Source organism: Aequorivita viscosa (assembly GCF_900106795.1).
Classification (GTDB): Bacteria; Bacteroidota; Bacteroidia; order Flavobacteriales; family Flavobacteriaceae; genus Aequorivita; species Aequorivita viscosa.
Genome location: NZ_FNNS01000013.1, coordinates 24,828 through 40,522 on the forward strand (window position 1 = coordinate 24,828; position 15,695 = coordinate 40,522).

Consider the following 15,695-nt stretch of genomic DNA (forward strand, 5'->3'; position numbering starts at 1 on the left):
TATATTATTTTGGATTCAGACCTCACAGGTTTCAAAAACCTGTGAGGTCTTTCGACTGCCTACTGTTACTGATTACTGCTACTTTTTCAAAGGAGAATAAGCCATCGCCTTAATTTCAACAACTAAATGTGGATGTGGTAATTGATGTACAGCAACGGTTGTTCGTGCGGGTCCTGTTTCTTTATCAAAATATTCAGCATATACTTCATTGTAGCCTCCAAAGTCATTCATATTTACCAAAAAACTAGTAACATCAACAACATCGGCCATTGTAGCGCCTTCGGTTGCAAGATAATCTTTAATGTTCTCAAGGACTGCGCGCGTTTGCTCTCGAATATCGAAATACATTGTACCTAATTCGTCAACTTTATTGACTCCAGCAAAGGTGTTATCGGGCAAGCGCGAACTAGTACCACTTACAAAAAGAAAATCACCCGCACGCTTAATGTGTGGAAATGCACCGCGCGGAGTTGCTTTACCTTCAACTAAATTCCCGTGAAGGCGGGAATCTTTTTTGTCATTGCTCATAATTAATATTTTTCAAATTTTATTGATTACCTGGCGAGGTTTTCATTTATCAGACAGATGATGAACAACCTTCTTAATTTATAATTATTCAGTATTTAGACTTATAATAAGTTTATTGAAAGAGCAAAAGCACAGTTCAACAAACTCATCACGACTACTTTAATTTTAAATAATCGTCCATTTCACTTTCATTAAGAATACGCTGAGTTTGTTTTTTGACTATTTCCAGCTTTTCCTTTAACGTCATGCTTTCTTCTAGTTTCCCGTTGTGTAGCAAACTCAAAATGGCTTTGTCTTGTGCTCTTCCTTGTCGTTTTGCTTCAGAATAGGAGAGGTCTTCTTTAAAAGTGACCAGTGAGTATTTGCTGTAATAATCTTGAGGAAATTCGGCTTCAAAAGCAGTTTCCAGCTTTCTTTTCTTTTGAAATAATTCCATTCCCGTATGGGCTTTCATTTCATCAAAATTGTCAACAGCGAGTTCGCCTATGGCATCGGCATCTTTTTTACGAACTTTTTCATATTCGTCAAAAATGGTTTTCCAGGAAGTATCACCTGTATTTAATGAATCTTTATGCTTTAAAAGAATCTCATCAAAAACCGCGACATCTTCAAAACTGGCGTTCATTCCTTGACCATAAAACGGAACCATTGCGTGAGCAGCATCGCCCATAAGTAACGTTTTTCCGAATCGGTGCCAAGGATCACACTTTACGGTTCCCATTGCGCCAATAGGATTATTAAAAAATTCTTCAGTCAAATTTGGAATTAACTCCAATACATCAGGAAACTCCTTTTGAAAATATTCCTGTACCATTTCAGGAGTTGTTAGATTTTCAAAGCAATAATCGCTGTTTTTATATGGAAGAAAGAGTGTTACCGTAAAACTGCCATCCAAATTTGGTAGCGCTATAAGCATATCTTCGCCTCGCGGCCAAATGTGAAGGGCATTTTTGTAAGTTCGATATCCCGCATTTTCTGCTGGAGGAATTTCTAATTCCTTATACCCATGCCCTAACCATTGTTGAGAAATGTTGAGAAGAAATGATTTGTCGTGAATCATATTTGCTCGAACCACAGAGCCAGCACCGTCGGTCCCGAAAATCACATCTGCGGAATAAGTAGATTTTTCACCAGATTCAAAATCTTCGAAAGTGGCTGAAGGTGTATCGAAATCTACTTCCGTGCACGTTTGATTGAAAACTATTTTAACATTAGGCATTTTTTCGGCCTCGTTGAGCAGCAGTTTATTCAATCCAGGTCGAGAAACAGAGTTTATATATTCGTCTTCTCTACCACTATACGGACTCAGAAAAGTGTTTCCCGATTTCTCGTGAATCATTCGTCCTGTCATAGGAATCAAGAGTTCTTGTGCGGCTTCTTCAACTCCAGCTAGGCGTAAACCTCGCAGGCCGCGATCGCTTAAAGCTAAATTTATAGAGCGTCCAGCATCTAAACTAAACTTTCGTAAATCAGGTCTTTTTTCTACTAAAGTTATATTGAATCCGTGTTGTGCTAAACGTAAGGCTAGCAAGCTTCCGCAGAGGCCTGCACCTATTATAAGTATGTTTTGGTTTTTGCTCATATTTTATTTCTTTAGACGTAAGACGTTAGGACTTAAGACTAAGGACAAATATTACAGATTTTTTGTCCTACGTCCGATGTCAATAAGTCTTAAGTCATTTCTTCAATACTTTCTTCAATTTTTCTGAAAACTTATATACGTCTTCAAAATTGTTATAAAGTGGGGCAGGGGCAATGCGGATAACATCTGGTTCGCGCCAATCGCTAATGACTCCAGCTTCGGTTAGTTTAGTAAATAATTGTTTATCGGCATTTTTTACTTGAATCGAAAGTTGACAGCCGCGTTCTTCAGGATTTCTGGGAGTTATTACTCTAATAGCATCGTTCTGCATTTCGTCGAGGAGAAATTCTAAGTAGCCTGTAAGTTTTTCAGATTTCTTAAGAAGATTCTCAAATCCAGCCTCAGCAAATGTGTCTAATGAGGCTCTAATTGCTGCCATTGATAAAATCGGGGGATTGCTAAGCTGCCAACCTTCTGCGCCGGGTAAAGCGTCGAAATCCTTTCGCATGTTGAAACGCGTTTTCTTGTTGTGTCCCCACCAACCGGCAAAGCGATTGAGTTCTTTATTGTTAGCGTGGCGTTCGTGAACAAAACAACCTCCCAAACTTCCAGGGCCACTGTTTAAGTATTTATACGAACACCAAACCGCAAAATCGGCACCCGAATCGTGAAGATTAGGTTGTATGTTCCCTGCCCCGTGTGCTAAGTCAAAACCCACCATACACCCGTATTTATGACCAAGTTCCGTGATTTTTTTTAATGGAAATGATTGACCAGTATAATAATTAGTGCTGCCAATCATCAACAAAGCAATCTCGTCTCCTTGATTTTTCATAATTTCTTCCAAATCCTCAAATCGGCAAAGGTCTTCATCTTCTCTAGGCGCCCATTGAATCAAACCTTGTTTTGGGTCGATTCCGTGAAATTTCAATTGACTTTCAACCGCATATTTATCACTTGGAAAAGCATCGCTTTCAACCACAATTTTATATTTAGTTTTGGTAGGCTGAAAGAATGAAACCATCATTAAATGAAGATTAGTCGTCAACGTATTCATAACGACAACTTCTGAAGGTTTTGCGCCTACGATTTTTGCCATGTTTTCGGTTAAGAATTCGTGGTATGGAAGCCAAGGGTGTTTTGCTTCAGTATGTCCATCAACGCCCAGATTTGCCCAATCTGTAAGCGATTCACTTATATATTCTGAAGTGATTTTAGGTTGTAATCCCAGTGAATTTCCGCAGAGATAAACTAGTTCATTTCCTTTCGTATCTTTAGGGATATGAAATTTATTTCTGAAAGATGCCAAAGGGTCATTAGCATCTTGTTTTTTAGCGTATTCTAAAGTGTTTTGAAACATTTTGAAAAAATTGATTTTTATCGTTGCGAAATGTGTCGATTCGTTATCAAGGAAAACCTCAAGCTGTTTTCACAAAAATAGGGATTAATATTTGTTTATTTTATGCCACCACCACTGTAATCTTAGGCTAAATGTACTTACAGCTCTAATCCTGAGAATCCGTTTTAATTGAAATATCTGTGAAATACAGTTTAAAATCACCGGTGCTATCTCTCCGCATTCTAGCGATTTCAACGCCATTAAAATTTTTGTAATCTCCCCAAGTGGTTGATAAGCTCGGTTCGGCAGTATTTCCTTTACGATAATTCCATTCTTTTATTAAATGATTTTTATCGTAGAAAAAGTCGTATGCATCGCCGGGCGTATAGCCACCTTCATTTGGATAGACTATAGTAAGTTTTCCTAGAGTATCTTTGGAAATAGGCGCCACTGCAGTTTCTTGTGTAGTATATTCCAAATTTTCATCCCACAGTAACTGAAAAGGAGCCAATAACCAGTATTTATCATTTATAAAGGCTGCGTCGGTTTTTATTGCAAGGCTATCCATTTTTGTTCGATTGTAACTTACGGTGTCGTTTTTATCAGAAATCATAAGGATGTCTTTGGTCTTTGGGTTCCAAACCCACGAGCGCTCAAAGTGGTTGCCTTTTCGGTCTACATTAAAAGTAAAGGCTATTTCCGAAATTTTATCCCAGTTATCGAATCCATTACTTTTAGCAATTTTCTGGGCTATTTGTGGGATTTTTGAATCTTGGAGAGGTTCGATCTCGTCTGTAGCTTCAAGAGATGAAGGTGCTTCATAATTTTTATCAGAATTTTTACAACTCATTATTCCGAAGAATAAAATCAGAACTAACATGGTAGCTTTCATAACTAATTGTTTCTTGTAAAAATAGCAAATCCTTTTTGGCTTCTATATTTTTTGTAATTTTAAAGTGCAAATAATTTACAAAATTGAATTACAATGGATGTAAAAGATAACAGATTAAAAAACAGATTTGAAACTGAAATTGATGGTTATAAGGCTTTTGTGGAATACGAAGTGAAGCCCAATGTTTTGGTATTAACACACACCGAAGTCGATAAACGGTTAGCTGGCAAAGGAGTGGGGAGTGAAATGATTGAAGCTGTATTGCTTCAAATGGAATTACGCGGGTTAAAGGCCATTCCCGAATGTCCGTTTATAGCAAAGTATATAGACAAGCATCCTGAATGGAAATCGATATTGGCTTAGCCATAAAAAAAGCCCTCAATGCTTAATTTGAGGGCTTTTTTAATCAAACTGTAACTTTAGATTAATCTATTGCATCTTCTACGTCGTCAGCGACATCTTCAATTTTATCGCCAACCGTTTCTTTTTCACGACAGCTTGTAAAGCTTGTAGCTAATAAACCTGCTGCAAATAATACCAATAATACTTTTTTCATGATTTGTTGATTTTAAAGGTTAGATTATAAAAGTATAAAAAATCAGCTTTCTTTAGTTGTTTTTAACCAAATCTTAGCTTTATTCAACCAATATTTAAATTGTTTTTAGAATTAACACAGCATTTCGTGAAAGTGTCATTGTGTTGGTAATCAAGGTTTACAGAAGAGTTTAATGGCTGTTTTCTTCTTTTAGTAATTGCGGAAATTTTTCCTTAAACTTATTGAGTCTAGGGATTGAAACACTTTGGATGTATGGATTTTCAGGATTATTCCGTTCGTAATTTTGGTGGTACGCCTCGGCAATCCAAAATTTCTGAAAAGGTAAAACCTGAGCGGCTACTTGGTTTCCGCCTAATTCTTTATTCAATGCAGCTATCTTTTGATCGATAATCTTTTTTTCGGATTCGTTTTGATAAAAGACAATAGAGCGGTAAGACAATCCACGATCAGGACCTTGACCGTTTACTTGTGTAACATTCTGTGATCCAAAATATACATCGACCAATTGACTATAACTTACAAGTTCTGGATCATAAATAACTTCAACTGCCTCGGCATGGTCTCCGTGATTTTTATATGTTGGATTTTGCGTTTTTCCGCCGCTATACCCGGATATTGCTTCTGTAACTCCGTTTACGCTTTCGTAAATAGCTTCGACACACCAAAAACAACCACTAGCGAAATATGCTTTTTTTAGTCCGTTTTGAGTTTCGGTTTGAACTGGTGTTTGGGTTTCTTGCGCCAATGCTTCTGTTTTTTTATTAGAATCATTAGATGGTTTGCAGGACGCTTGAAGTGCGAACACTACAAAACTTGCTAGTATAAAGAGGTGCTTTTTCATAAGGACAGGTGTAAACATAGATTTAAAAATAATTTTAGAATAATGTACAAAAAAAGCCCCCACATTATTGTGAAGGCTTTGTTATAATTACCACAAGGTATAATTTATTTTAATTTTCCGAACAATTCGTCCATTTTTTCACGCTCTTCTTTAGCTAGATCTGGATCTACCAAAATACGCCCACTGTGTTCGTCGGTAATAATTTTTTTACGACCAGCGATTTCCATCTGGACTTGCGGTGGAATAGTAAAGAAAGAACCTCCAGAAGCACCTCTTTCTACTGCCACGACAGCTAGACCGTTCTTAACGTTGGTGCGAATTCTCTTATAAGCTTTAACCAAACGTGGTTCGATGGTAGCTTCAAATTTTTCAGACTCCTTGATTAAGGTTTGTTCTTCCTTTTCGGTTTCTTTTAAAATCTCATCAAGTTCGTCTTGTTTGTGCTTAAGGTGTTCGGAACGCTCGTTAAAGCGCGCTTTTGTTTCCTCGATAACCTGATTTTTTTGCTCAATTTGAGCTCGGTATTCTTTGATGTTCTTTTCGGCAAGTTGGATTTCCAATTCTTGGTATTCAATTTCTTTGCTTAAAGAGTTGTACTCGCGGTTGTTGCGAACGTGATCTTGTTGCGCAGCATATTTTTTCATCAAAGCATTAGCTTCCTCAATGCTATTTTTCTTTTCCTTGATTAAGTCTTCTATAACTTCAAGATCTGTGTTGAGTTTCTCTAAACGAGTATTCATTCCCGCTACTTCATCTTCAAGGTCTTCAACTTCCAAAGGAAGCTCTCCGCGTACATTTCTTATTTCGTCGATTCTAGAATCGATAAGTTGTAAGTCGTAGAGTGCTCTTAACTTTTCTTCAACAGTAACTTCAGTTTTCGTTGCCATAAATTTTATAGATAGCTAATAGGGTTGGTGATTATATCCGATATCGCAATGCCTTTTTGCAAAGCAGGTGCAAAATTAGTGATTTTTTTTGTAAGGAAAGAATATAGGAGCTCTTTTGTGAACTGTTCGCTCTCATAATGACCAATATCGGCTAAAATTATTTTATTTTCGGCTTGAAAAAAGTCGTGATACTTGAAATCTGCCGAAATAAATACATCAGCTCCAGCACTTTTTGCAGCGTTAATGGCAAAACTTCCGCTTCCGCCAAGAACTGCGATTTTTTTTACACTTTTATTTAATAGGGCAGAATGTCGAACACAATTGGTTCGCATGGTCTCTTTTAAAAATTTCAGGAATTCAATTTCGGTCATTGGCGCTTTCAACTCGCCAATCATTCCCATTCCTATATGTTGGTTGAAGTTTTCTAACGTGGTGATTTCGTATGCAACTTCTTCATAAGGATGTGAGTTAAATAATGATTTTAAAACATTACTTTGTAGGTGTTTACCAAATGTTATTTCAAGCTTTACTTCTTTTTCAAATTGGGTGACTCCTTTTTTTCCAACTACAGGGTTCGAGCTGTCATTGCCGTTAAAAGTTCCAATTCCTTCAGTATTGAAACTGCATTTATCGTAATTACCAATGCTTCCGCCACCGGCTTCAAATATGGCGTTTCTCACTTTTTCTACATCATTTACAGGAACAAATGTGACTAATTTTTTAATAGTGCTATCTTTAGGGATTAGCACCTTTCTATTTTGCAAACCGAGTTTTTCGCAAATCATAGCGTTTACACCATTCCAAGCATTGTCAAGCGCAGTATGGTTTGAGAAAATGGCGATATCGTGCTTTATAGCTTTTTGCACTACACGTTCCACATAGGTCTTGCCCGTTAGTTTTTTTAATCCCGAAAAAACAATGGGATGAAAACTAACTATAAGGTTGTAACCTTTTTCAATAGCTTCGTCGACTACAGCTTCTAAAGTATCGAGGGTAACTAGAATTCCGGTAACCTTCATCTTTTCATCGCCTACAAGTAGTCCTGTGTTGTCAAATCCTTCGGAATAGGCAAGGGGAGAAATTTCTTCAAGTAACGTTACAACGTCCTTCACTATCATAATATTCCTTTTTTGGCAAAGATAAGGTTTTAGGCAAAATTTGAAGAAGCTATTTAAACTTTAAGCCATTTCGTTTTAGTTGAATTTAGTACATTCGTCAAATGAAATTGCTGCGAAAATTACTTTTTCCTTTTGCTATTCTTTATTGGGGGGTTACTGCACTCCGCAATAAATTTTACGACCTTGGTTGGTTGCAAAGTAAGGCGTATAATTTCCCTGTAATTTGTGTAGGAAACCTTTCAACTGGTGGCACAGGAAAGTCGCCTATGATAGAATTTTTAGTAACATCTCTTAAAAATGACTGGAAGTTAGCAGTGTTGAGTAGAGGCTATAAACGAAAAACAAAGGGTTATAAAGAGGTTCATGTTGGCAGTACAGTTATGGAAGTGGGAGATGAGCCGCTTCAGTTTAAGCGAAAATTCCCCGATGTAACGGTTGCTGTTTGCGAAGATCGACAAACGGGAATTGAAAAACTTAGGAATACAATAGACTTACTGCTACTTGACGACGCTTATCAACATCGAAAAGTACGTCCATCCAAAACAATTTTGCTTACATCCTATGGCGATTTATTTGTAGACGATTATATATTACCTGTTGGAAATCTACGCGAACCCAAATCAGGTGCAGCACGAGCAGATATTATAATAGTTACAAAATGTCCAGAAACGCTTGAGGACTCAAAAATGAAGATTATTCGAAAAAGGCTAAATCCAAAACCATATCAGGAAGTTTTTTTTACTAAAATTGGTTATGGAAGTGAAATAAAAAAGGAAGATAATTCAGAAACATTGGAGTATTTGAAAGCTAAAACCTTCACTTTGGTAACAGGAATTGCGAATCCGAAACCGCTGGTTTCATTTTTAAAAGCTAAGGGTTTAAAGTTTAATCATAAGGCTTATAGCGACCATCACGATTTTAGTACTTCTGAAGTCTCAGAATTAGAGCAAGAAGCTTTAATCTTGACAACAGAAAAGGATTTTATGCGACTACAACCCGTTATAAAAAAAGCAGAACTATATTATTTGCCTATCGCTACAGAGTTTCTCGAAGGAGCTGCAGAAGATTTTATGAGTAAGTTAATGGCTAATTAAGCAGGACTATTTACTTGAAACTTTTTCAATCAAATCTACTATCCTAGAGGAATAACCGATTTCATTATCGTACCAGCCAATAATCTTAACCATTTTTCCAATTACGGAAGTCATTTCTGAATCAAAAATACAGGAGTGACTATTACCCACAATATCAATAGAAACAATTGGGTCTTCGGTGTATTCTAGAATTCCTTTCATTGTGTGTTCCGAAGCGTGTTTAAAGGCGCTATTTATTTCTTCAATACTAGTTTCTCTTTTTACATTAAGCGTAATGTCTGTAAGCGACCCATTTGGAACCGGAACCCGAATGCCACAGCCACCGATCACGTCTGCCAATTCAGGAAAAATCTTTGTTAATGCTTTTGCTGCTCCTGTGGTTGTTGGCACGATGGACTGCCCAGCAGCACGTGCTCGACGCAGATCTCGGTGTGGTTGATCGTGTAAACTCTGATCTGTCGTGTATGAATGGACTGTCGTAATATACGCCTGTTCAATTCCGCACAATTCATTTACAATTTTTAACATAGGCGCCGAGTTGTTAGTAGTACAAGACGCATTTGAAATAATGTTATCTGTGGGTTCTAGAATTTCGTCATTCACGCCAAGAACCACAGTTTTTATATCGTCATTTAAAGGAGGGACAGAAAGAATCACTTTGTTTGCGCCATTTTTTAAATGGTTTTTGAGTTGTGATTTCTGCTTAAATTTTCCTGAACATTCAATAACTACATCAACATTTTCCCAATGTATATCTTCAATATTTTTAACAGAAGAGAAGGTGAATTTTCGTTCTCCAACGTGGATTTCATTTTCTGTAGCCGAAATATTTTCTTTTAGAACCCCGTGAATACTATCGTATTTGAGGAGATGCGCCATTGTTTTTGCATCGGCTAGGTCGTTTATTGCAACAACCTCAATGGAAGGATGATTTAGCAGCAATCTAAAGAGGTTTCGACCAATACGGCCAAATCCGTTTATGCCGACAGTTATCTTCTTTTCCATTATATGAATTTTATTTTTAGGTTAGATGTTTTTGAGCTCTGTATGAAGAACGTACTAGTGCACCACTTTCTACGTGTCTAAAACCCATTTCCAGACCAATAGTTTCATATTTTTTGAATTGCTCGGGAGTAATAAATTCGTGAACTGGTAGATGCTTTTTAGAAGGTTGTAAATATTGACCAATTGTAACAATATCAAGTCCTACGGTTCTTAAATCTTCCATAGTCTGTATAACCTCATGCTCTTTTTCGCCTAAGCCTAACATGATGCCGCTTTTGGTTCTCGGTTGTCCTGATTGCTTTAAATAATTTAAAACCTCTAAACTTCGTTCGTATTTAGCTTGAATTCGAACCTCTCTCGTAAGGCGCTTCACTGTTTCCATATTGTGGCTAACAATTTCGGGCTTTACTTCAATTATTCTATCAATGTTTCGCGTATTTCCTTGAAAATCTGGTATCAGCGTTTCCAAAGTTGTTTCAGGGTTCATTCTGCGAATAGCCTTAACGGTTTCTGCCCAGATTATGGAGCCCATGTCTTTAATATCGTCCCTATCCACAGAAGTAATAACGGCGTGTTTAATCTTCATTAATTTAATAGAGCGCGCTACTTTTTCAGGCTCGTCCCAATCTAATGTTTCAGGTCTTCCCGTTTTTACGCCGCAAAAGCCGCAGGAACGGGTGCAAATATTCCCCAAAATCATAAATGTTGCGGTTCCTTCGCCCCAACATTCACCCATATTTGGGCAACTTCCAGAGGTGCAAATTGTGTTTAGTTTGTATTTATCAACTAATCCGCGGAGTTCAGTATATTTTTTTCCTGTGGGTAGTTTAACCCGTAACCATTTTGGTTTAGGAGCGGGTTTTTGAGGTGCGATGGTTTGTGTGCTCATATGGGTAACAAAAATACAAAATAGAACGTCTAAAAAGTAAATAAGAAGAAGGGAAAATGAGGTTGATTGCTATTAAGATTTTTTGAGAAATCAACAGCAATTAAAAGAAATTGATTTTCAGCTTATTCGATACTTCAAGCTTTTAATTTACAGACGTTTTTTGCCATTTTTTGATAGTATCGTTTGGTTTAAATTTATTTTATAAACCTATTGGAAATATTAAAAAGTGCCAATTTTCAGAGCTATTCTTTCTGTACAATAATTTCAGCCAACAGTTTACGTGCGCGGAGTAACCTTACCTTTACATTGTTTAATGGTTCTTCCAAATTTTCTGCAATCTCGTTATAGCTCATTTCTTGGAAATAACGCAAGTTAATAACGTCTTGATAATGTGGCTTTAATAGCTTTATGTATTGTAAAAGTTGTGTAAGGTTTTGCTCTTTAATTAGCTTGTCTTCGGGAGTAGGGGCGTGGTCTGCAATTTTTCTAACTTGTTCGTGCGATGTGTCTGTTGTGTTAGAATAAATAGATGCATTTTTCTTTCTAGTACGGTCTATTTGAATGTTTTTAGAAATAGTAATAAGCCAAGTAGAAAAGGTGTATTTACTATCGAAACTGTTAATTTTGTCGAATGCTTTTGCAAATGTTTCTATGGAAATATCTTCGGCATCGTGTTCATTACGAACCCTTTTTAATTGAAAACCATAAACGTCATTCCAAAAATAATCTAAAAGAAACTTAAACGCATCTTGTTTTCCATTTTTGGCTTTTTCAATTTGAAGGGCTATATCTTCAGGGTTTATTTCCATTGAGTGTTTTTTTCACTGCGGTTGGAAATAAAGATACTCAATTGTGTTAATATTAAAAACAATTCAAAGAAAGGAATAAATATAATAAGGTCTTTTTCTTTAAGCTTTCCTGCCGCTTTCCCAATGATGGTATACTGAATTAAAAATCTTGTTAGGATAATTCCCAAACCAAACATCCAAAGCGGAGTGAAAAGAATTATTCCAGAGAGAATCCAAAATAATAGGTTTGCGAAATAATATAGCCCTAATAGAAATTTATGCATCGGTTTGTACAGTTTGGCGGTGGTATAATGTCTTCTTTTTTGACGGAACCACTTTTCTCTTTTTTCTTTAGGAAGCGAATAGGTGAAAGCTTCTGGAGTAATACAAATTGCGGTGTTTTCTGATGTTGCCGCTTCGTTTACGAATAAATCATCATCGCCAGAAACAACTTTTATATGACTCATAAACCCGTTTTTTTCATAGAATAACCTACTGGTGTATCCTAAATTTCGGCCCACGCCCATATACGGAGTTCCCGCTTGGGCGTACGAAAAGTATTGCACAGCGGTCATTAATGTTTCAAAACGAATTAATTTATTTAAAAAGCCAGGTTGTCTTTCGTAGGCGCCGTAGCCTAAAATGAGTTGTTTTTTATCCGAAAAATTAGCAACCATTTTGCTAAGCCACTCTTCTGAGGCAGGATAGCAATCGGCATCGGTAAAAACAAGTCTATCATTTTTTGCGCGTTTGATACCTAAAGTGAGGGCGTATTTTTTATTTCCCCAAAAGGCTTCGTTATTCTTTACGTTTACAATTTGAATGCGCGAATCTTGTTCGGCGTAATGTTCCATAACTTCTAAAGTGTCATCAACAGAAGCGTCATTTATAAGAATGATTTCATAATTGGAATACGTTTGATTTAACCAAAATGGAATGTGCTTCTGAAGGTTTTCAGCTTCATTTTTTGCACAGACAATTAAGGAAACCGGCTGTTCTTCAGATTGTGTTTTGTTCGATATTTTTGAAAAAGAGAATTTGGCGAATAGAAGGTAATATGCACAGTTTATCAACGTCACTGCACCAAAAACGTAAAGTAATATCATACGGTTTTATGATTGTGATTCTGCCAAAAGGCAAGTTTTTTGATTAAAATCAATAGTGTAAAAGCTAATAAACTTTGGTAGGTTAAAACCTGAAAGCTCTCCAAAGCTTAGAAACTTTACTTGAAAATTTCTGAGTGAAATTTATTGATGTGAAGTGTCCTTACAAGTGTCGAATTGGTCGGGGGTTTTTCCGCAAAATCCACAAGATTCTCCTTCCTTGTTTAAAAAGGGACTTTGGCTAGCACAAGTTCCAGCAAATTTTCCATCTTTTTTTGCCCAAAGTTTTATAGCAATACCTGCTACCCCTAATAGCAATAATCCAAATGTGATCAAAAACAGTTTCATAGGTCTATAAGTTTTTCAAGGTTTTATGGAACATTAAACTATTCAAGTAGCTGTTAACTTCTTATAAATAATTGTTGATGTTTCACAACGCTGATTTCAACTGCAAAAATACAACCTTTCCAAATGTTTTACTTGGAATTTTGGTAATTTTCGTTTCATTTTCCAAACTTTAACGATGCGTAAACAAATAAGATTTTTGCTTATTTCACAATGTGGTAATTATAACCGTTTACTAGAAAATGAAATGGACTTTTATCATAAACATGGGTTGAAGAAATAGCGTTGAAATTCATTGAAAAGTCAATCTAAATTGTCATTGAAAGTTGAGCATTTGCTCGTTCTTACCTGATGCAAAATATATTTAAGAAACGATGGGTTGATAGAAAATAAAATGTGATTCTTTCTTTAAAATAGCTTAGAACACATTTACTTCTGGTTCGATAGAAATTCCAGTTGTTTCTTTTACTTGCTTCTGAATTTTCATCGCTAATTCCCAAATTTCGGTACCTGTTGCATTTCCGTAGTTTACAAGGACTAAGGCTTGGTTTTTATGAACGCCTGCATCACCAAATCGTTTTCCTTTAAATCCTGCATTTTCTATTAACCAACCTGCTGGAATTTTAAATTGAGTAGGGGAGATTTTGTAAAATGGAGCTTCGGGGAATTTTTTTTGAAATTCTTGAAAAGTTTCAATATCAACAATCGGGTTTTTAAAAAAGCTACCACTATTGCCTAAAACTTTTGGATCTGGAAGCTTCGATTGACGGATAGCAATAACGGCTTCAGAAATATTTTTAATACTTGGCTCATCGATGTTTTTGTCGGCCAAAATCTTTTGAATATCACCGTAGGAAATATTCTTTATGTGTTCTACTTTCGTTAGTCCAAAAGTCACACTTGTAATAATATAGTTGCCTTTTTCTTCGTTTTTAAAGATTGAATTTCGATATCCAAACTGGCATTCGTCTTTGGTAAAGATTCTCTCTTCCAGTGTTTTAATTGAAATAGCTTCACAACTAACAAAGGTGTCTTTTAGTTCTACACCGTAAGCCCCGATGTTTTGAATAGGAGCAGTTCCAACATTTCCAGGAATTAATGACATGTTTTCCAAGCCACCAAAATCCTTTTCGATGCAAAATTGTACAAATTCGTGCCAGTTTTCACCGGCCATTGCTTTTACAACAACTTCATCTGTAGTTTCTTGTAGAATTTCAATTCCCTTTAAATTTACGTGAAGCACTAAAGCATCTAGTTGGGAGGTAAGTAGCATATTACTACCTCCTCCCAAAATGAATAGTTCTGAGGATGGTTTTGTAGAAAGTATTTGCTTGAGTTCTGCAACCGTTTTAACCGATACAAAATACCTAGCGGTACAATCTATGCCAAATGTATTGTAGTTTTTAAGGGATTTGTACTCTTCAATTTGCATTAATCCTTATATTTTTCAAGCGCCAGTTTCAATATTTCAACAGCTCTAATAAGGCTTTCTTTTTTTAATACATAAGCAATACGCACTTGGTTTAATCCAACGCCTGGGCTAGAATAGAAGCCAGCAGCGGGAGCAACCATAATGGTTTCGCCATTATCATCAAACTCTTCTAATAACCATTGTGCAAAGGCATCGCTATTTTTAACGGGTAGTTGAACAATACAGTAAAAAGCTCCTTTTGGCTCTCCAACTTGTACACCTGGAATTTCTTTTAAAGCAGCGACCAAGGTGTTTCGTCTATCTTGATATTCGGTAATTACACCATCAAAATAGCTTTGAGGGGTTCCTAGGGCAGCTTCACTCGCTATTTGCGCAAAAGTTGGCGGACTTAACCTGGCTTGAGCAAACTTCATTGCAGTAGTAATTACTTCCTTGTTTTTAGAAACTAAGCATCCAATGCGAGCACCGCACATGCTATAGCGTTTTGATACGGAATCAATGATAATTCCATAATCTGCCAAGCTTTCTTCTTCTAAAATAGAGTAATGTTTGGAACCATCGTAAGTAAACTCGCGATAAACCTCGTCTGCTACTAAAAATAAATCGTGTTTTTTGACGATTTCTGCCAAGGTTTTGATTTCTTCTTTAGAGTATAAATACCCTGTAGGATTACCAGGGTTACATATAAGTATTGCCTTAGTTTTAGGCGTAATTAGTTTTTCAAATTCAGAAATAGGAGGGAGGGCAAAATTGTCTTCTATTTTAGAAATAACAGGAACGATTGTCACTCCTGAGGCTGTCGCAAATCCGTTGTAATTTGCATAAAACGGTTCAGGGATAATAATTTCGTCACCTGTATCAGCAATACTTCCCATAGCAAATAGAAGCGCTTCGCTGCCGCCTGTGGTAACGATAATATCACTTGCTTCAACAGGAATATTATTTTTTTTGTAATATCCAGCAATTTTTTCGCGGTATTCCAAAGATCCTTCAGAGCGCGTATAAGCAAGAATTTCTAAATTGTGGTTTGCCACGGCTTCCATCGCAATTTCAGGCGATTTAATGTCGGGTTGACCAATATTTAGGTGATAAACAGTTTTATTCGCTTTATAAGCTTTTTCGGCATAAGGAACCAATTTCCGGATTGGTGATTCCGGCATGTTTTCCCCTTTTTTAGATACTGAAGGCATAGTCTATAATTTTGTCGCAAAGTTGCAAAATATATTAATACAATACTATGAAGCACATGCTAACATTTATGATTTTTCCTTAACTTACATATCATTAACGAGCTCC

At 36.5% G+C, this 15,695-nt stretch carries 17 protein-coding genes; 2 read left to right on the forward strand and 15 right to left on the reverse strand.

From position 1 onward, the window contains the following. Window positions 1–78: 78 nt before the first annotated feature. The 4 genes from BLW28_RS08935 to BLW28_RS08950 all read right to left on the reverse strand — a co-directional run bounded on the left by BLW28_RS08935 (window position 79) and on the right by BLW28_RS08950 (window position 4,341). Window positions 79–528, reverse strand: coding sequence for a RidA family protein (locus BLW28_RS08935; protein ID WP_073218190.1), 450 nt, complete (start codon window positions 526–528; stop codon window positions 79–81). A gap of 154 nt (window positions 529–682) precedes the next feature. Next, entirely contained in the window at window positions 683–2,110 is a 1,428-nt protein-coding gene (locus tag BLW28_RS08940; protein ID WP_073218187.1) for an FAD-dependent oxidoreductase, read from the reverse strand. A 94-nt stretch (window positions 2,111–2,204) separates the two neighbouring features. Next, the gene (kynU, locus tag BLW28_RS08945) at window positions 2,205–3,470 is read right to left on the reverse strand and encodes a kynureninase (RefSeq protein ID WP_073218184.1); all 1,266 of its coding nucleotides are present in this window, start codon (window positions 3,468–3,470) and stop codon (window positions 2,205–2,207) included. A gap of 145 nt (window positions 3,471–3,615) precedes the next feature. Continuing rightward, the gene (locus tag BLW28_RS08950) at window positions 3,616–4,341 is read right to left on the reverse strand and encodes a hypothetical protein (RefSeq protein WP_073218181.1); all 726 of its coding nucleotides are present in this window, start codon (window positions 4,339–4,341) and stop codon (window positions 3,616–3,618) included. A 93-nt stretch (window positions 4,342–4,434) separates the two neighbouring features. Between BLW28_RS08950 and BLW28_RS08955 the strand changes: the two genes are divergently transcribed. Next, the gene (locus BLW28_RS08955) at window positions 4,435–4,704 is read left to right on the forward strand and encodes a GNAT family N-acetyltransferase (RefSeq protein WP_073218179.1); all 270 of its coding nucleotides are present in this window, start codon (window positions 4,435–4,437) and stop codon (window positions 4,702–4,704) included. A gap of 61 nt (window positions 4,705–4,765) precedes the next feature. On the opposite strand, the gene BLW28_RS16055 is transcribed toward BLW28_RS08955, so the two are convergent. The 4 genes from BLW28_RS16055 to BLW28_RS08970 form a co-directional block, all read right to left on the reverse strand. Next, a complete protein-coding gene (locus BLW28_RS16055) occupies window positions 4,766–4,897 on the reverse strand; it encodes a hypothetical protein (protein ID WP_262481106.1) in 132 nt (43 codons plus the stop codon). Between the two features lie 169 nt (window positions 4,898–5,066). After that, the gene (msrA, locus tag BLW28_RS08960; RefSeq protein WP_073218259.1) at window positions 5,067–5,738 is read right to left on the reverse strand and encodes a peptide-methionine (S)-S-oxide reductase MsrA; all 672 of its coding nucleotides are present in this window, start codon (window positions 5,736–5,738) and stop codon (window positions 5,067–5,069) included. Between the two features lie 104 nt (window positions 5,739–5,842). Further along, complete coding sequence (locus tag BLW28_RS08965) at window positions 5,843–6,625, reverse strand: zinc ribbon domain-containing protein (RefSeq protein ID WP_073218176.1); 783 nt, start codon at window positions 6,623–6,625, stop codon at window positions 5,843–5,845. 5 nt (window positions 6,626–6,630) lie between these two features. Beyond that, window positions 6,631–7,743: a Nif3-like dinuclear metal center hexameric protein gene (locus tag BLW28_RS08970; RefSeq protein ID WP_073218174.1), complete on the reverse strand. Its 1,113-nt coding sequence runs from the start codon at window positions 7,741–7,743 to the stop codon at window positions 6,631–6,633. Between the two features lie 101 nt (window positions 7,744–7,844). On the opposite strand from BLW28_RS08970, the gene lpxK reads away from it, so the two are divergent. After that, the gene (gene lpxK, locus BLW28_RS08975) at window positions 7,845–8,837 is read left to right on the forward strand and encodes a tetraacyldisaccharide 4'-kinase (protein ID WP_073218171.1); all 993 of its coding nucleotides are present in this window, start codon (window positions 7,845–7,847) and stop codon (window positions 8,835–8,837) included. A 6-nt stretch (window positions 8,838–8,843) separates the two neighbouring features. On the opposite strand, the gene gap is transcribed toward lpxK, so the two are convergent. The 7 genes from gap to BLW28_RS09010 all read right to left on the reverse strand — a co-directional run bounded on the left by gap (window position 8,844) and on the right by BLW28_RS09010 (window position 15,589). Then, window positions 8,844–9,842, reverse strand: a complete 999-nt coding sequence (gene gap, locus BLW28_RS08980) for a type I glyceraldehyde-3-phosphate dehydrogenase (RefSeq protein WP_073218168.1) — start codon at window positions 9,840–9,842, stop codon at window positions 8,844–8,846. A gap of 16 nt (window positions 9,843–9,858) precedes the next feature. Then, on the reverse strand, window positions 9,859–10,731 hold the full coding sequence (lipA, locus tag BLW28_RS08985; RefSeq protein ID WP_073218165.1) for a lipoyl synthase: 873 nt from the start codon (window positions 10,729–10,731) through the stop codon (window positions 9,859–9,861). Between the two features lie 242 nt (window positions 10,732–10,973). After that, the gene (locus BLW28_RS08990) at window positions 10,974–11,540 is read right to left on the reverse strand and encodes an RNA polymerase sigma factor (RefSeq protein WP_073218162.1); all 567 of its coding nucleotides are present in this window, start codon (window positions 11,538–11,540) and stop codon (window positions 10,974–10,976) included. Next, entirely contained in the window at window positions 11,531–12,625 is a 1,095-nt protein-coding gene (locus BLW28_RS08995) for a glycosyltransferase (RefSeq protein ID WP_073218158.1), read from the reverse strand. The genes BLW28_RS08990 and BLW28_RS08995 overlap by 10 nt, the downstream gene beginning before the upstream one ends. A gap of 141 nt (window positions 12,626–12,766) precedes the next feature. Further along, window positions 12,767–12,970: a membrane or secreted protein gene (locus BLW28_RS09000; RefSeq protein WP_073218155.1), complete on the reverse strand. Its 204-nt coding sequence runs from the start codon at window positions 12,968–12,970 to the stop codon at window positions 12,767–12,769. A 415-nt stretch (window positions 12,971–13,385) separates the two neighbouring features. After that, window positions 13,386–14,399, reverse strand: a complete 1,014-nt coding sequence (gene murB, locus BLW28_RS09005; RefSeq protein ID WP_073218152.1) for a UDP-N-acetylmuramate dehydrogenase — start codon at window positions 14,397–14,399, stop codon at window positions 13,386–13,388. After that, window positions 14,399–15,589, reverse strand: a complete 1,191-nt coding sequence (locus BLW28_RS09010) for a pyridoxal phosphate-dependent aminotransferase (protein WP_073218149.1) — start codon at window positions 15,587–15,589, stop codon at window positions 14,399–14,401. The genes murB and BLW28_RS09010 overlap by 1 nt, the downstream gene beginning before the upstream one ends. Window positions 15,590–15,695 lie beyond the last annotated feature (106 nt).

What these genes read in the sequence shown, in the direction of transcription:
- BLW28_RS08990 (WP_073218162.1), bottom strand. Translation starts at nt 11,540, where the DNA reads ATGGAAATAAACCCTGAAGATATAGCCCTTCAAATTGAAAAAGCCAAA.
- kynU (WP_073218184.1), bottom strand. Translation starts at nt 3,470, where the DNA reads ATGTTTCAAAACACTTTAGAATACGCTAAAAAACAAGATGCTAATGAC.
- lipA (WP_073218165.1), bottom strand. Translation starts at nt 10,731, where the DNA reads ATGAGCACACAAACCATCGCACCTCAAAAACCCGCTCCTAAACCAAAA.
- BLW28_RS08950 (WP_073218181.1), bottom strand. Translation starts at nt 4,341, where the DNA reads ATGAAAGCTACCATGTTAGTTCTGATTTTATTCTTCGGAATAATGAGT.
- BLW28_RS09010 (WP_073218149.1), bottom strand. Translation starts at nt 15,589, where the DNA reads ATGCCTTCAGTATCTAAAAAAGGGGAAAACATGCCGGAATCACCAATC.
- msrA (WP_073218259.1), bottom strand. Translation starts at nt 5,738, where the DNA reads ATGAAAAAGCACCTCTTTATACTAGCAAGTTTTGTAGTGTTCGCACTT.
- gap (WP_073218168.1), bottom strand. Translation starts at nt 9,842, where the DNA reads ATGGAAAAGAAGATAACTGTCGGCATAAACGGATTTGGCCGTATTGGT.
- BLW28_RS08965 (WP_073218176.1), bottom strand. Translation starts at nt 6,625, where the DNA reads ATGGCAACGAAAACTGAAGTTACTGTTGAAGAAAAGTTAAGAGCACTC.
- BLW28_RS08940 (WP_073218187.1), bottom strand. Translation starts at nt 2,110, where the DNA reads ATGAGCAAAAACCAAAACATACTTATAATAGGTGCAGGCCTCTGCGGA.
- BLW28_RS08995 (WP_073218158.1), bottom strand. Translation starts at nt 12,625, where the DNA reads ATGATATTACTTTACGTTTTTGGTGCAGTGACGTTGATAAACTGTGCA.
- lpxK (WP_073218171.1), top strand. Translation starts at nt 7,845, where the DNA reads ATGAAATTGCTGCGAAAATTACTTTTTCCTTTTGCTATTCTTTATTGG.
- BLW28_RS09000 (WP_073218155.1), bottom strand. Translation starts at nt 12,970, where the DNA reads ATGAAACTGTTTTTGATCACATTTGGATTATTGCTATTAGGGGTAGCA.
- murB (WP_073218152.1), bottom strand. Translation starts at nt 14,399, where the DNA reads ATGCAAATTGAAGAGTACAAATCCCTTAAAAACTACAATACATTTGGC.
- BLW28_RS08935 (WP_073218190.1), bottom strand. Translation starts at nt 528, where the DNA reads ATGAGCAATGACAAAAAAGATTCCCGCCTTCACGGGAATTTAGTTGAA.
- BLW28_RS08970 (WP_073218174.1), bottom strand. Translation starts at nt 7,743, where the DNA reads ATGATAGTGAAGGACGTTGTAACGTTACTTGAAGAAATTTCTCCCCTT.
- BLW28_RS16055 (WP_262481106.1), bottom strand. Translation starts at nt 4,897, where the DNA reads ATGAAAAAAGTATTATTGGTATTATTTGCAGCAGGTTTATTAGCTACA.
- BLW28_RS08955 (WP_073218179.1), top strand. Translation starts at nt 4,435, where the DNA reads ATGGATGTAAAAGATAACAGATTAAAAAACAGATTTGAAACTGAAATT.